This is a genomic window from Aliinostoc maniaoense, from assembly GCF_058172895.1.
In genome coordinates this window covers 937,117-953,556 of sequence record NZ_CP187952.1, presented here as the reverse complement: position 1 = coordinate 953,556, position 16,440 = coordinate 937,117, and the positions used below count along the sequence as shown (strand labels likewise).

At 41.2% G+C, this 16,440-nt stretch carries 8 protein-coding genes and 1 pseudogene; 5 read left to right on the top strand and 4 right to left on the bottom strand.

Annotation, left to right across the window (positions count from 1 at the left end; all coding sequences use genetic code 11):
* The first annotated feature begins 1 nt into the window (after position 1).
* Positions 2-1,651, top strand: a complete 1,650-nt coding sequence (locus tag ACPZ3T_RS04250) for an alpha-keto acid decarboxylase family protein (protein ID WP_490273732.1) — start codon at positions 2-4, stop codon at positions 1,649-1,651.
* Between the two features lie 94 nt (positions 1,652-1,745).
* Positions 1,746-2,903: a Glu/Leu/Phe/Val family dehydrogenase gene (locus ACPZ3T_RS04245; RefSeq protein ID WP_490273731.1), complete on the top strand. Its 1,158-nt coding sequence runs from the start codon at positions 1,746-1,748 to the stop codon at positions 2,901-2,903.
* 90 nt (positions 2,904-2,993) lie between these two features.
* On the opposite strand, the gene ACPZ3T_RS04240 is transcribed toward ACPZ3T_RS04245, so the two are convergent.
* Together ACPZ3T_RS04240 and radC are read right to left on the bottom strand one after the other, a co-directional pair.
* Positions 2,994-4,115 (bottom strand): site-2 protease family protein, encoded by a 1,122-nt coding sequence (locus ACPZ3T_RS04240; protein WP_490277114.1) that lies wholly within the window; start codon positions 4,113-4,115, stop codon positions 2,994-2,996.
* A gap of 241 nt (positions 4,116-4,356) precedes the next feature.
* The gene (gene radC, locus ACPZ3T_RS04235; RefSeq protein WP_490273730.1) at positions 4,357-5,088 is read right to left on the bottom strand and encodes a RadC family protein; all 732 of its coding nucleotides are present in this window, start codon (positions 5,086-5,088) and stop codon (positions 4,357-4,359) included.
* A 70-nt stretch (positions 5,089-5,158) separates the two neighbouring features.
* On the opposite strand from radC, the gene ACPZ3T_RS04230 reads away from it, so the two are divergent.
* The 3 genes and pseudogenes from ACPZ3T_RS04230 (at position 5,159) to ACPZ3T_RS04220 (ending at position 11,692) form a co-directional block, all read left to right on the top strand.
* Complete coding sequence (locus tag ACPZ3T_RS04230) at positions 5,159-5,362, top strand: hypothetical protein (RefSeq protein WP_490273729.1); 204 nt, start codon at positions 5,159-5,161, stop codon at positions 5,360-5,362.
* 260 nt (positions 5,363-5,622) lie between these two features.
* A pseudogene (locus tag ACPZ3T_RS04225) lies at positions 5,623-9,954 on the top strand (response regulator); the annotation flags it as partial.
* Positions 9,955-10,189: 235 nt separating this feature from the next.
* A complete protein-coding gene (locus tag ACPZ3T_RS04220) occupies positions 10,190-11,692 on the top strand; it encodes an IS5 family transposase (RefSeq protein ID WP_490273728.1) in 1,503 nt (500 codons plus the stop codon).
* Positions 11,693-11,851: 159 nt separating this feature from the next.
* On the opposite strand, the gene ACPZ3T_RS04215 is transcribed toward ACPZ3T_RS04220, so the two are convergent.
* Positions 11,852-12,958 (bottom strand): hypothetical protein, encoded by a 1,107-nt coding sequence (locus ACPZ3T_RS04215; RefSeq protein WP_490273727.1) that lies wholly within the window; start codon positions 12,956-12,958, stop codon positions 11,852-11,854.
* 79 nt (positions 12,959-13,037) lie between these two features.
* Positions 13,038-16,421 (bottom strand): molecular chaperone, encoded by a 3,384-nt coding sequence (locus ACPZ3T_RS04210; RefSeq protein ID WP_490273726.1) that lies wholly within the window; start codon positions 16,419-16,421, stop codon positions 13,038-13,040.
* Positions 16,422-16,440 lie beyond the last annotated feature (19 nt).

The window sequence follows — 16,440 nt, the reverse complement described above, 5'->3', positions numbered from 1 at the left end:
GATGCCTCAACTAGCTCCCCATATCTTCAACATCTTATACAGACAAGGTGTAGAACACGCCTTTGGCATCCCTGGAGATTTTGCCTTGACACTATTTGATGCCTTAGCCGCCAGCCAAATTACACCCATCGTCATGACTCATGAACCTTGTGTTGGCTTTGCTGCTGATGCTTATTCTCGCATTCGGGGCTTGGGGTTAGCTGTAGTTACTTACAGTGTGGGTGGGTTAAATATGGTGAACGCCGTCGCAGGTGCTTATGCTGAGAAATCACCCTTGGTAATTCTAAGTGGCTCACCAGGCATTCAAGAACGACAACAACATCAGTTGTTACATCATAAAGTCAAAACCTTTGATACCCAACGGCGCGTTTACGAAGAAGTCACTGTCTACGCTACCACCCTTACTGATCCTAAAACTGCCGATGCCAAAATTCATCGCGCCCTAGACTACGCTCTCACCTTCAAACGTCCAGTTTATCTAGAAATTCCCCGTGATCTGGTTTATGCAGAGATTGAGGCGGCAGAACACTATTCCTCACCCATCAAGCGCACTAATACAGATGCCCTCACAGAAGCCTTGACAGAAACTCTCACAATGCTGCATCAAGCTAAATCACCAGTGATTCTAGTTTGTGTTGAGGTACACCGCTTTGGTTTGCAACCCCAAGTTATAGCACTAGCAGAGAAATTAGGTGTGCCTGTTTGCGCCACCATGTTAGGTAAGTCAGTTTTTCCTGAAAGTCATCCCCAATACATTGGCATCTACAACGGTGAGGCAGGTGATATTCATGTGCGGCAAATCGTTGAAGAATCAGACTGTGTGCTGATGTTGGGTGTGTTCTTGAGCGATCTTAATCTGGGTATGTTTACCGCCCATCTTCACCCAAATCGTACTGTTGATGCCACTTCTGAACACATTGCGATTAAGCATCACGAATACCCCAATGTGAGGTTTGAGGATTTCATCAATGCTTTATCTAGCAGTCCTGATCTACCTAATCGGGAATTATCCACCATCATGACAATCAAACCCCGTGTCACACCATCCCAAGGACAGATTTCCATGAGTGGATTACTCTACGAACTCAACCAGTTTATTGACAGTAAAACCATACTGGTAACTGATGTTGGAGACACCTTATTTGCTGCCGATGATATCCAAACTCAAGAAGGGACATCATTTTTATGTCCTGCATTCTATGCCAGCATGGGGTTTGGGATTCCTGGTGTGATTGGCGCACAATTAGCCAATCCCCTACGGAGAGCGAACAACTACGGTGGGCGGAATGCGATCGCATTAGTTGGTGATGGTGCGTTCCAAATGACCGGTATGGAATTGCTCACAGCTAAACGTTTAGGATTAAACCCAATTGTCATCATTATTAATAATGGCTCTTTCGCCTCTCTCCGGGCAATGGGTCATCGAGATGCAGCTTTTGTGAATATCCCCTCGATTAACTATGCCCAATTAGCCCAAGTCTTAGGCGGTAACGGCTTTGTCATTGAGACTAGCACCCAATTACAACAGGCATTAAACACAGCACGAGACAGCGATAGCTTCAGCATTTTAGATGTGCGTCTGCTCCCAGACGATATCTCACCAGCTTTGCAACATTTAAGCGTACTGTTTGCCAAAACTCTGAAGGGATAAAGATTCTTTGTTTGGTTTAATTTTTTATCTCACCATCAAGGGGTAAAGAACAAAGAGGTAAGAGTCAGATTAAAAATTCAGGAGAAAATTCAAAATGATCTCTACAATCTCCGAAAATTATCGACAATCAGTCACTCAATTACCAGAAAGTATCTTCCAATTCGCTGATGACCTCGGCCCTGCTAAAATTATCTATATATATGAGCCTACCACTCAGTTAAAAGCCATTGTCGTTGTTGATAATATTGCCTGTGGCCCCGCAATTGGTGGAGTTCGTATAGCAGCCGATGTCACTACAGAAGAAGTCTTTCGCCTAGCGCGAGCCATGACTTTAAAAAATGCGGCCGCTGAATTACCTCACGGTGGCGGTAAATCTGCAATCTTAGCTGACCCCAAATTACCCTTAGCAACTAAAGAAAGCTTAATTCGCACCTTTGCCCGTGCGATTAAAGACATCACAGAGTATATTCCCGGCCCCGATATGGGAACTAATGAACAGTGCATGGCTTGGATCAAACAAGAAATTGACCGTGCAGTAGGACTACCTAGAGCAATGGGTGGTATCCCCCTTGATGAAATTGGTGCTACTGGCTTCGGTGTCAGTGTTTGTGCAGAAGTTGCTAGTAAGTTCTGTAACCTTGACATACCTGGGGCGCGGATTGCCATTCAGGGTTTTGGTTCAGTTGGCAAACACGCAGCCCGTTTCTTAACTGCTGAGGGTGCAATTCTCATTGCCGCCGCAGATTCTCAAGGTACATTATTCAACCCACAGGGTATCAATGTCCACGAACTTATTACTATTAAAGAATCTGGCCAGAGTGTCCTTGACTATCCCAAGGGGGAAAAACTTGATCGAGATGCAGTTATTGATATCGAATGTGACATCTGGATACCAGCCGCTAGACCAGATATTATCCATACTGATAATGTCAACCGTTTGCATACTCGGCTCATTATCTCCGGGGCTAATATTCCCCTGACAGAAGATGCAGAAAGAATCTGTCATGAGCGCAATATTCTTGTAGTACCTGATTTTATTGCTAATGCCGGGGGGGTGATTTGTGCGGCTGTAGAGTATGGCGGCGGAACACAAGCTGATGCTTTACCAGCTGTCGCCGATAAAATCCGCCATAATACTATCCTAGTTTTAGAAACAGCAGCTAAAACGGGAATCCTCCCACGTCAAGCTGCTGTAGCACTTGCCCAGCAACGAGCTAGTATTGCTAGAAAATTCCGTGGTGAGTTGTGTTAGTCGGATATTAATGCTTGGGAAACACCTACAAAAAAAATCCCCCAGGAAGTCTGAGGGTATGGAGAGAAGGAGCGTTTTTCGATCAGGAGTTTATGCAGGGGTGGGTTGGGTGTTAGTTTGTAGTAGTTGAATAATCGCAGCTTTTTCTAAAATTCCCACTAACACGCCGTTGTCATGAATTACGGGTAGTGCTGATAATTGTTGTTGTTCCAGTAGTTGCACTACTTCTAGTAATGGTTGATTTGATGGAATCGTGCTGGATTGAATCGATCGCATTACATCTTTGATCTGGGTTTGTGACCATAATGTTGTATCTACGCTGCGTAGGTCATCTAAGGCGATCGCTCCTACTAATTGTCCTTCATCATTGGTGACTAAAAAGCGTCGCCAGTTGTTACCTTGAACAATTTGCTGATCTGCAAACTCTCTGAGGGTGAGATGAGCATCAACAATGGGACTATTAACTGTGACTGCATCTGCTGCTGTCAACCCTGTGAGTTTTTCTTGAACTCTGGCAAATTGCGCCGCATTACCAGCATTTCGCAATAAGAAGAAGCCAATTAGTAAGTTCCAGAAGTTGCCGAAGCTACCAAACAAGAATAGGGGAATTAAACCAGAGGCGATCGCTACCCAACCAAATACTTGTCCAACTCGGCTGGCAAATGTCACACCTTTATAGGGATTACCTGTAATTTTCCAGACAATTGCTTTGAGGATATTACCGCCATCTAAAGGTAAGCCAGGAATTAAGTTAAACAACGCTAAAGCAAGGTTTACAGATGCCAGCACACCTAGAATTGCTGTTAAGGGAGCAGATAGGTTAGTAGTAAAACCAACTACTGTGACGATACCGCATAATAACAGACTCACTAAAGGCCCGGCGATCGCTACCCAAAAAGCTTCACCTGGGGTTTTTGATTCTTGCTCTAAGCTAGCTAAACCACCAAAAATAAATAATGTAATGGAATTAACATTAATTCCCTGACGTAAGGCGACAAAGCTATGTCCTAACTCGTGGGCGACGACAGAGGCAAACAATAACAACGCTGTCGTCAATCCTAGTATTAAAGCTAATCCCCCAGACAATTGGGGAAATTGTGCCATGAGTCCGCCGCTATAACTCCAAGTTACTAACCCTAGAACTAAAAACCACGACGGATGGATATAAAAAGGGATACCGAAAAGATTCCCAACGCGAATTGTGCCGTTCATGTCGTTCACCTTTGATTTCAACGGCGAGAGTCGTTTTTTCACCCTCTCGTTGTTCTCAGTGTAACGAATTATTAAGTAATTTTAATCTTTATAACGGTAGTAGTCACCGACTGATCAGGTGCGGTTATCAGGAAAATGCCTCTAAATGCCCGTTACAACACATAATTGCCTAAAATATGCGGCATAACTGCCCTTAGAGCGTAGCCCATTACGAATTACGAATTACGAATTACGAATTACCTTAATCTCCTTGCGGGTAATCATTCCAGAGGTTGGTAATTTCTCGTAAACTTTGATGATTACCGTTGCCCAAAATCAAATGATCTAACAATGGTATGCCTAAAAATTGCGCCCCTGCTAATAATTGGCGTGTTAATTCTATATCTTCTGGGCTGGGTTCTAAGTTGCCTGAAGGGTGATTATGAGCTACTATCGCCCGTGTTGCACCTTGACGAATCACTTCTCGAAAAATCTCGCGGGGAGAAGCTAAGGTTTCGGTGGCTGTACCGATGGTAATTATTTGTGTACCCAGGAGGCGGTTTTTCACATCTAATAATAAAATAGCAAAACGCTCTTGAGCTTGCCACATTAAGTCTTGACTTAACGCCGCAGCCGCCACAATTGGGCTATCAATGGGTGTACGGTCTAAGGGACGAGATTGAAAAGCCCGTTTACCTAATTCGATGGCAGCTAAAATAGTGGTGGCTTTAGCAGGGCCAATTCCCGGTATTTGCATTAATTCTGCCGGGGTAACTTCCCGTAGCACTGCTAAAGGATCGCGTTGATGTTTGCTCAATTCTTGTAAGATATATTGCCCTAAACCTACGGCTGAAAGTTTGCCAGGCCCTTGTCCAGTACCTAAAAGAATGGCTATTAGCTCGGCTGTAGCTAAGATTTTAGCTCCATGAGTCATTAAACGTTCACGGGGACGCTCATTTTCAGGTATATCAGCAATTCTCAGGCAATAGGTCATGAATCAATTCAAAATTCAAAATTCAAAATTCAAAATTAAAGACAGCCACCTACAAGGGGTTGGGTTATAGATGCCACTATTTTTAGTTATGCCCTGTTTGCGATCGCAATTATCCTATCTTGAGCAAATCTTTAAGTTTCACCAAGCAGCTTTGGCTCACATCTTGCGGTTAAAAACCGGGTTTCTTGCAAATCCCTCGCTTAAAACCTTAATCTTTCGTTCAGAAACTCGGTTTTTTAGATTTAGCGCATCTATCAGAAGAAATAGTCCATAAGTAATAGGTAATAAAGCTATTTTGGGCAATATTGAAAAAACTTGAGTAACTACTTTTTGATTTATAAAATAGCGGCTATGATTTGCTAACGTAGTGTTGTTAAAAATAAGATAAATAATATTTCTTCTCAACATGAGTATTGATGTCATTCATCCCTACACTGGCTGTAAAACATTGATGGGATGAGCCACACATGAGCATTATTTCAGGGTTAAACTATGGCAACCGAACAGTTAACTACAGACAAGGATAATCTGGATTTGCAACAGTTATTAAAAACTTTAATTGCTGTGAAAAAGGGTGATTTTTCGGCTCGGATGCCCATAGATAAAATTGGTATGGCAGGAAAAATAGCTGATACCCTCAACGATATTATTGACCAAAATGAGCGTATGGCAGCAGAGCTAAGGCGCGTTAGTAATGTTGTCGGCAAAGAAGGCAAAATTATGGAGCGTGCTTCTTTGGGTGATGTTCGTGGTTCATGGTCAGATTGTGTTAGTGATGTCAATACTCTAATTGCAGATTTAGTGCAGCCGACGGCGGAAACTACCCGTGTGATTCGGGCTGTCGCTAATGGTGATTTATCCCATACGATGGCCTTAGAAATTGCAGGTAGACCCCTAAAAGGGGAATTTCTGCAAACGGCTAATATTGTCAACACAATGGTAAATAGGCTGAGTTCCTTTGCAGGGGAAGTCACACGGGTGGCTAGAGAAGTGGGAACAGAAGGGAAGTTAGGGGTACAAGCAGAAGTTGCAGGGGTAGCGGGGACATGGAAAGACTTAACCGATAACGTCAACCTGATGGCGGGAAACCTCACCGGACAAGTGAGAAATATTGCTGAAGTGGCAACAGCGATCGCTAATGGCGATTTGTCTAAAAAAATCACCGTCAATGTCAAAGGTGAAATTTTAGAGTTGAAAAACACCGTCAACACAATGGTAGATCAACTCAATTCCTTTGCATCGGAAGTCACTAGGGTGGCGCGGGAGGTAGGAACAGAAGGGAAGTTAGGGGTACAAGCAGAAGTTGCAGGGGTAGCGGGGACTTGGAAAGACTTAACTGATAACGTCAACTTGATGGCGGGAAACCTCACCGGACAAGTGAGAAACATTGCCGAAGTGGCAACAGCGATCGCTAATGGCGATTTGTCTAAAAAAATCACCGTCAATGTCAAAGGGGAAATTCTAGAGTTGAAAAACACTATCAACATCATGGTAGATCAACTCAATTCCTTTGTATCGGAAGTGACTAGAGTGGCGCGAGAGGTGGGAACAGAAGGGAAGTTAGGGGTACAAGCAGAAGTTGCAGGAGTAGCGGGGACATGGAAAGACTTAACCGACAGCGTCAACTTCATGGCGGGGAGTTTAACGGCACAGGTGCGGAATATTGCGGAAGTCACCACAGCCGTAGCTAATGGCGATCTCTCCAAGAAAATTACCGTTGATGTTAAAGGCGAAATTTTAGAGTTGAAGAACACTATTAATACAATGGTTGATCAACTCAACTCCTTTGCATCGGAAGTAATTAGAGTGGCGCGGGAAGTTGGAACAGAAGGGAAACTAGGGGTACAAGCCTACGTTCGAGGTGTCGGTGGTACATGGAAAGATTTAACCGATAACGTCAACGAACTAGCAGCAACTTTAACTACCCAGTTACGAGCGATCGCGGAAGTAGCAACAGCCGTCACTAAAGGCGATTTAACCCGTGCGATCGCTGTCGAAGTCCAGGGGGAAATAGCAACCCTCAAAGACAACATCAACCAGATGATTGCTAACCTCAGAGAAACCACCCAGAAAAACACTGAACAAGATTGGTTAAAGACCAACTTAGCTAAATTCACCCAGATGTTGCAAGGCCAACGGGATTTAGAAACTGTCTCGAAATTGATTCTCTCTCAACTAGCCCCCTTAGTAGGAGCGCAACATGGTGTATTTTACTTAATGGAAACTGGAGAAGAACCAGCCTACTTAAAACTCATTAGTACCTATGCTTACCGTGAACGTAAGCATTTAGCCAATCGCTTCCACTTGGGTGAGGGTTTAGTAGGACAGTGCGCCTTAGAAAAAGAACGGATTTTGTTAACTCAAGTACCGACTGACTATATCAAAATTCGCTCCGGTTTAGGAGAAGCCACACCACTGAATGCCGTGGTTTTACCAGTATTATTTGAAGGACAAGTAACGGCTGTAATCGAATTAGCCTCTTTCAGCCGCTTTAGTGAAATTCATTTGACATTCTTCGACCAACTCAGCGAAAGTATTGCGATCGTTCTCAACACCATCGCCGCCTCCATGCGTACCGAAGAATTACTCAAGCAGTCCCAGTTATTAGCGGAAGAACTGCAAACCCAACAACAGGAACTCCGGGAAACCAACCAGCGATTAGAAGAACAAGCCCAATCACTCAAAGCCTCCGAAGATTTATTAAGAGGACAGCAAGAAGAATTACAGCAAACCAACGCCGAATTAGAAGAAAAAGCAGAATTACTGGCACAACAAAAACAAGAAGTTGAGCGCAAAAACCACGAAATTGAACAAGCCAGACGTTCTCTAGAAGAAAAAGCCACACAACTAGCTCTTTCATCCAAATACAAATCTGAATTTCTGGCGAATATGTCCCACGAACTGCGGACACCCCTCAACAGCTTGTTAATTTTGGCGCAATTGTTAGCAGATAATGTTGACGGTAATCTCAACAATAAACAAGTTGAATATAGCCAAACAATTTACTCCGCAGGTAATGAACTGTTGGCATTAATTAACGACATTTTAGATTTAGCCAAAATTGAATCGGGAACAATGTCAGTTAATACCTCTGAGATTTGGTTAACAGAGTTAGTCAAACAAACTGAGCGGGCTTTTAGCAAAGTTGCTCAAAATCAAGGGTTAAACTTCACCATTACATTAGCCCCAGAATTACCAACAACTATTAATACTGATGTTAAACGTTTACAACAAGTATTAAAAAATCTCCTCTCCAACGCCTTTAAATTTACCGAACGGGGAGAAGTCCGCTTAGAAATTAGCGTAGCTCAACAAGGATGGGATTCTGAGCAAGAAACCTTAAATAGTGCCTACAGAGTGATTGCTTTTGCTGTTAGTGATACAGGTATTGGTATTGCACCAGACAAACAAAAAATTATTTTTGAAGCCTTTCAACAAGGTGACGGTACTACTAGCCGCAAATTTGGGGGTACAGGTTTAGGCTTATCCATCAGCCGGGAAATTGCCAATCTCTTGGGTGGAGAAATTACACTTGTTAGTTTTCCCGGTCAAGGTAGTACCTTCACATTATATTTACCCCTGCCTATTTCTGAAACTCCCAGACTCCAACCACAGCCGACTCAGGAATTTAATCTTTCAAAACAGCCAGTCTTTAAACCTCTACAGGTTTCTAGTCAGCCTTCCTCGCTTCCCAATCCCTTACTGTTAATCATTGAAGATGACGTGAACTTTGCTCGTATATTAGTAGAGATGGCACAACAGCAAGGATTCCAGGTGATTACTGCCCCAACTGGCATTTTAGGTTGGAATTTGGCTCAGGAATCTCAACCAACAGCGATTTTGCTAGATATCCGCTTACCAGAAATGGATGGTTGGACATTACTAACGCACCTCAAGCAAAACCCTAGTACCCGTCACATTCCCGTACACATTATCACCGTAGAAGATGAGCAACAACGTGCTTTACAATTAGGGGCGATCGCATATTTACAAAAACCGACAACTCGTCAAGCTATTTCTGCGGCTTTAGATAAAATTCAAGGCTTTGTCACCCAGAGAGTTAAGAACTTGCTAGTAGTAGAAGATGATGAAACTCAACGTCGCAGCATTGTGGAATTGATTGGCAATAATGATGTAGTGACAACAGCCGTGGGTACTGGTGCAGAAGCTTTACAAGCCATTCGTTCCCAGCATTTTGATTGCTTAGTCCTAGATTTAGGCCTGCCAGATATGACCGGATTTCAACTCATTGAGCAGATTAAGCAAGAAACCAACGGTACAACTTTACCAATTATTGTCTACACCGCTAGAGAAATTACTCCCGCCCAAGAAACAGAATTAAGAAGAATTGCCGAAACAATTATTATTAAAGATGTGCGATCGCCTGAACGTTTACTAGATGAAACTGCATTATTTCTCCACCGTGTGCAAGCTAATCTCCCAGAATCACAGCGACAAATACTTGAACAATTGTATGCACAAGATAACTCACTTGCTGACAAAAAAGTGCTAATCGTAGACGACGATATACGCAATATTTTTGCCCTTACCAGTATGCTAGAGCGTTATCAAATGCAGGTTGTGTATGCAGAAAATGGTACAGAAGGAATGAGAATTTTGGAAAGTACACCAGATATTAATATAGTGTTGATGGATATTATGATGCCCGAAATGGATGGTTATGAAACCATGCAATTAATTCGTCAACAAGAGCAGTTTCAATCTTTACCAATCATTGCCTTAACTGCAAAAGCTATGCCAGGCGATCGGGATCGTTGTATTGCCGCAGGTGCATCAGATTATATTACTAAACCTGTAAACACAGAACAGTTAATTTCTTTATTACGGGTTTGGTTATATCAGTAATATCGTGTTCGGTTAGAGACTTATAATTAAGACTGCAAGGGGGCAGGGGGCAGGGGGCAGGGGGCAGGGGAAGAAAGAGTTTTTTGTTTCTGCACAAGTCAGAGAATTATAACTAGGGCTTGCTGAAAAATGGCGAAAGAGAGAAGCATCAAGAGTTTCAGGTTCAGAAAACAGAAATAAAGTGGAAGAAAAAAGGGTAAAATGAGTAAAAACACTTGCATTAATGTGCGTTAAAATGTATAGAAAAGCGCAGAAACAAGACAAGCGTCCAGAAAACTTTGAACTGCCCTTTGGGGGGAAACTGGCAGCAGATAACCGATGGGTAATCATGGCGAACATGATACCTTGGTCAGAATTTGAAGCAGAATACGCAGAAAGATTTTCAGCAAGTATGGGCGCACCAGCCAAAACATTTAGAATGGCATTGGGAGCATTAATAATCAAAGAAAAACTAGGAGCAAGTGATAGAGAAACAGTAGAACAGATTAGAGAAAATCCCTATCTGCAATACTTTATAGGAATGTCAGCCTATAGTAATGAACCTCCATTTGACCCATCAATGCTAGTTCATTTTAGAGAAAGAATAGATATGAACTTAGTCAACAAATTGAATCAAGAAATGGTCAAAAAAGTGTTAGAAACAAAAGAGGAGGAGCAAGTAAAATCAAAAAAGTCAGAAACCGAGGCTTCAAAAAGTGAAGTGACCAATAGGGGAAAATTAATATTAGATGCTAGTTGTGCGCCAGCAGATATAAGTTATCCGACAGATTTAGGATTATTAAATCAAGCCAGAAAGCAAACAGAAATAATTATAGATAGATTATATAACTCCCTAAGTGTAAAAAATATCAACAAACCAAGAACCTACAGGAAAAGAGCCAGAAAGGATTATTTAGCAGTAGCCAAAAAAAGGAAAGTAAACTTTAATGAAAGAAGGAAAGCCATTAAAAAGCAACTACAATATATTAAAAGAAACTTCTCTCACATTCAGCAACTGATAGATTTAGGTGTGTCACTAATAAACCTGAGTAGAAGACAATACAAGATGTTGTTAGTCGTGTCAGAAGTTTATCGTCAACAACTGTGGTTATATGAAAATCAAAAACGTAGTATAGAAGACCGGATTGTCAGTTTAAGCCAACCACATATTCGTCCGATAGTCCGTGGTAAAGCTAGAACAGAGGTAGAATTTGGGGCTAAGTTTTCTGCTAGTTGCTGTGATGGTTATGTATTTTTAGACCATATTAGTTGGGATAACTTTAACGAATCAGGGGACTTACAAACACAAGTAGAAGCCTACAAAAAATACACTGGATATTATCCTGAGTCTGTTCATGTTGATAAAATTTATCGGACTAGAGAGAATCGAGCTTGGTGTCAAGAAAGAGGAATTAGAATTAGTGGCCCACCACTAGGTAGACCACCCAAAAATGTCAGTCCTGAAACCAAGAAACAAGCACGAGATGATGAGCTAATTCGTAGTTCTATTGAAGGGAAATTCGGACAAGGAAAACGAAGATTTAGCCTTGCTAGAGTTATGGCTAAACTGCCTCATACTTCTTTAACCGCTATTGCCATAACTTTTTTAGTTATGAATCTTTCTACCCTGTTATTACGTCTTTTTTGTCAGTTTTTGTGTCAATTTTTCAAAACAACATCTTTTTTCGCTGCTTTGATTAACAAAACTAATGTTTTGATGAATTTCAGAAAACAAAAAATTATCTTTACTCCTGCCTGATTACCTACTCTATTCTCCTGTTGTTTGTTTACTACTTTTTCAGCAAGCCCTAACTAATTATCCGAACTTGATATAAACCCTCATGATAGCGTTCTTTTTTGCGTCTTTGCGTCTACCCTGCGGGAACGCCAAGGGCGTATGCGCGAAATCAAAAAATATTTATCGTAAGGAACGAAAGATCACCCTTCCAGGGATTTCTTCATTGTTAATTTTGGCATAAACTCGCAGACAAGTTAAAACTTCGCCAGGGATGCCGCCGCAGTCTAGTTGTAAATCGTCTTTGGTTAATGCACAAACGTCAGCATAAATCCCTGTTAGTTGACGGATGCGGACTTCGTAACCTATATTAGTGGCGATCGCAATAATTTTCTTTAAAGCGCGTCGTGATTCTTGTTGCAATTTACCCCACCAAGAATAACGTTCGGCTGGGGGGACAAACGTTAACGAATGGATAGCTTCATCCATGTCAATCCAAGCGCGTAACATTAATAAAGAATCTGCTGTTTCTTCAGCTTTTTTGACGCGGTAAAAACGGTCTTTTAATGCTTCAATATATTGATTTCTTTGTTCTGGTTGAGAAGACAAAGGAATAACATCAAAGCTAAATACACTTTTTAGTGCATGATATAACTCTGGTTCAATTTCAATAAATTTAATCAATAAAGCTAGAAAACCTGCGAGTAAATTTAATTCTTCAGAAGCATATTCTGGCAGAATATTTGTTTGTGCAAAAGCTTTTTGAGATAAACATAATCCAGGAGAAATCACACTTCCACTTAGTCCAGGGTAGATAATTTCATCTCTAATAAATGGTAAATGATAGAGTTGAGAATTATCTGCTACTGCTCCTACTTCTTGTGCTAATTCTAAAGCACGTTGTCGCCAAAACCCCGCCAAATCTTCAGGAACGCGCAACAGTTTGCGGTGAATTTCATGCCATAAATCAGCATCTGTTTCACTATATAACGGTGAATTTCCTAAATAAAAACCCAGTTCCGCATCAGATTCAAAAGCAGCGCGGAGATAATCTAGTTTTGATGTAGTCGTAGGTGGAGTAAAAGCAATTACTTCTTCCTGCCTTTCTTCCTTCACCTCTAACAAATGGTGAATCTCACACAGCACCTCATCACACACATCAGCACCAGCATCATAGGGATATTCTGCTTGCGCCTTTTTCAAAGTAGCCTCCAATCCATGCAGACTATACCGCAATACCTGAGCTAACGTTGAGTTTTCTATTGCTAATAATTTTTTGAGATGCTGCATGAGTGTTACCTTCTTTTTATCTCACGCAGAGACGCAGAGGCGCAGAGAGTTTTGCTGAGGGTCTTTGCGTGAGGTGGGTTTAATGTATACCGGAAAAAGGATCGCGTTCTTTATCAACCTCATTTGGCTGTAAATCCAATTCGCCAGAGTAAACACATCCTTCCTGTGTCAAACATTCTAAATCTGGTGATGTCCAGTAAGGCACATCACCGGCGTGGATACGTAGGATACCTCGATCATCAATAGTGACACGATATTGACAAGGATAATCTGTATTGACATCAGGTTTTCTCAATGCACCAATACGTATCCACTTTTTCGTATTAGTTTCCACCTCTGTTTTATACATATAAAATGTATGTTGATTACTGTAAGGAAAAGGAGGTAAAGGAGTACTAATTAAACCGCTTCCTGGTTCGTGTACACCATCACGAAAGTAATGGAATTGTTGCAGAGGTTTATTACCATCTTTATCTATTTCAAAAACTAAATGATAAGCATCGGGATGATCTACGGTGGCTGATTCAATGACGTTGACGGCAATATCACCATCATTTAAGTCTTTATCAGGACGTTCAACAGCAATATTCCATTGCAATTTCCCGTTCGCAAATAATGATGTTTCTGAAACTTGTGATAATGCTGCACTGATATCAATTCCGGGAACATCTATTAAGTAGTGGGGGTTTCCTTGACACAATAAAACATTAAATTGTAGGGTTTGATCAATCTCAAACTGGACTTTAATTTTCTTCAGGAAATCTGCTTCGTCTATTCTTAATTGTTCCATGAGGTGTTTACCGTCGAAGCTTCCCCACAAACGTAAGTCTCCATCTTCGTAGTCTTGGCGGTAAATAATATTAGTTAACTGTATCCCTACCCAATTGGTTCGCACTTTAGCAACGTTTTCTGAGGGTAAAAGTTGATAAAGTTCTTGTCCAGCTTTGAAAACTGTCAGGAGTTCGTTGCTTTGGGTTTTGCGTTTGAAGTTGCAGGGTAGGTAATAAAATAAGTTTTTAACGTCGATTTCTAATTGGTTTGCACCTTTACGTAATAATCCTTTCGATTCTTCGGGATCAAATCTTAATCTTCGCAATTTCTCGGCGTAACAAGCACCGGCGGAGGTGGCGAGTTTGGTGTACTCTAAAACAAAGGTGATGCGTTCGGGATTCCATACGAAGTAAGGAGATTTGCTAAATTCTTGGTAAATTTGGCGTTGTATTAAGTCGAGATTACAAGTTTTACCGGAGAGAATTAACCAATCAACTTTTCGGGTGTTCCAAGAATCTAGATTGTTGTTGTCAGGACGTAAACGGCTTTCCATTAAGCCTTTTGCAATGCCAATGGCTTCTTTAATTGCGGAGGATGCGGCGCGTTCAAATTGTTGACTGTCTAAGGTGACGGAAATATTTTCAGCATTTCTTACCTGGAATTTAATCGCGCTTTGAGTAAGAAGTTCGGCAATTTGTGGTTCAAAAATGGTGAAAGTTAACAAAGAGTTTTCAGATTTCTGCCCAAGTTTAAGTTTAGCAGTTTCGGCATGATCCCAAAGAGTGTAAAAGGTTTGCAGACGTTGGGGTGCTTGTTGCCAACGGGTGGGGATGACTTTTTCGGCGGTGTCTAAAGCGTCTTTATAAGCTGCGTCACCTTCGGGATTTTCTTTATCAATACATTTTAATAAACTCCCGCTTTTGAATTTACCTTGTTCTAAAAAGCGTTCGTTTAATTCGGCGGTGATTAAGTCTTCGAGTTTGTCGCTTTCGATGTCGCCTCTGGTAACTGCTGTGAGTAAAAAGTCCGCGATCGCAACTTTCAATAATCTAAATACTCTCAGTGTAATTAACTCACCCCCTAGTTGTAAATGTCCTGAAGAACCTAACAGTTTTGGAGTCAATTTATAATATCTTCCTCCTAAACCTCTATCTTCATGATTAGCAAAGTAGGGAGTATTATCCTCTAAGGTGAGTTCAATTAATGCTAAGTCTGTTGTCCCACCACCAATATCTAAAACTAAAACATTTTGTGACCATTTATTATTGTCTTGGCGACAACGGGTTTTAAACGATTCAATCCCAATATTTAAATTACCGCCAAATTCTCGCCATAAAAAGAAGATGGCGACAGATACAGCTTCATCGTAAGCTGTTTGTACGTCATCAATTCCTAATTGTTCAACTAATTGTTTAACTTCTTTTCTAACTACAGGCGGTGCAACGGTGGGATAAGTGACAACGGCTGTTAAAAAATCTCCTTCGGAAAATCTACGTCTAGCACGTTGACGATAATCTTCCGTTAATTCGATTAAATGCGCCCATGCTGCTTGAATGAGTTGGGTAACATTAATAATATCTTCTTCGCCGTCTAAAATTACAGAGAAATTTCTGTCTTGTCCAAAATAACGTTTGGGTGAATGGTGAAAGCGGCTGATAATTTCTTTTAAAGAACTACTTGTACCTTGTGCAATAGCTTTCTTTCTATTGTCCCTTGCTTCCCTTCCCATGCGAAGTTTTAAAGCCTCTAAACTCGCAATTTCTAACTCACTGGGTATCTCAGTATCACGACGATCAATATCTAAAACTACGGGGATTAAATTCTGGGATTCTAATGTCGGAACGCGAAAAACTTCATGATAGATTTGATATAGTTTTTTGCTAACTGCACGCCGGAATCTATCGCTGTTACCTAAACATAATTCGATTTGACGAATCGCTTCTAAAAATCTGGATTTATTATCACTGCTAAAAACTTCACTTAAATTACTCGGTTCAATTTCCAGGTTTTTACTAATATCAACAATAAACTTTTCCCATTCAATCTCACTGACTTCTGGTAAGGCGATCGCAGCCGGAGAACTCAACCATTGAGAAAGGCGATCGCGCAATCTCATCTCCTGTTCTTTCGGTAAAACTTCTGCAATGGGAACTTCTATCGGATCGAACAATGTCACTGTAGAATTTGATGTTCCGAAATCTACCGCCAACCATCCGGGAAACCTTTTTTTCGGTTTGCCATTGGTTGTTTTTTCGGTACGAGTGGCGACGGGAGTTATCACCGGATTATTGAGTATTTTTTCTTCCATAGGTAGTGACCACAGATGACAATAAGCTGCTACTTTTTGTCTTACAGATAATAGTGGATTTCCTGAATTGTCAGAATCAAAATACTCCACCATTACCCGTAAATGACAATTAATCGCTTGTATTAAAGGCTGCTCTATTTTACAAGGATATTGTTCTAATTGACCAATTTGGGAGATTTTAGGGATATCAGAATCAAACTTTTTATACGCCTGTTGAATTTTAATTGCTAATTCACTTGGTATACCTTTAACAGTGCAGGTAATCCGGGAAATATGAGGGACATTGTTTCCCGCCGCCAGTAGTTGAATACTGGGTAATTCTAAATACTTTTTATGATTCAGCCGCACTTGAAAACGTGGCACAAGTTGAATTTCTACAGGCATTTTTTTATCTTCCTTAGCA

Coding starts and splice junctions, on each gene's coding strand:
- ACPZ3T_RS04250 (WP_490273732.1), top strand. CDS start 2: ATGCCTCAACTAGCTCCCCATATCTTCAACATCTTATACAGACAAGGT.
- ACPZ3T_RS04230 (WP_490273729.1), top strand. CDS start 5,159: ATGCCACTATTTTTAGTTATGCCCTGTTTGCGATCGCAATTATCCTAT.
- ACPZ3T_RS04245 (WP_490273731.1), top strand. CDS start 1,746: ATGATCTCTACAATCTCCGAAAATTATCGACAATCAGTCACTCAATTA.
- ACPZ3T_RS04240 (WP_490277114.1), bottom strand. CDS start 4,115: ATGAACGGCACAATTCGCGTTGGGAATCTTTTCGGTATCCCTTTTTAT.
- ACPZ3T_RS04210 (WP_490273726.1), bottom strand. CDS start 16,421: ATGCCTGTAGAAATTCAACTTGTGCCACGTTTTCAAGTGCGGCTGAAT.
- ACPZ3T_RS04215 (WP_490273727.1), bottom strand. CDS start 12,958: ATGCAGCATCTCAAAAAATTATTAGCAATAGAAAACTCAACGTTAGCT.
- radC (WP_490273730.1), bottom strand. CDS start 5,088: ATGACCTATTGCCTGAGAATTGCTGATATACCTGAAAATGAGCGTCCC.
- ACPZ3T_RS04220 (WP_490273728.1), top strand. CDS start 10,190: ATGTATAGAAAAGCGCAGAAACAAGACAAGCGTCCAGAAAACTTTGAA.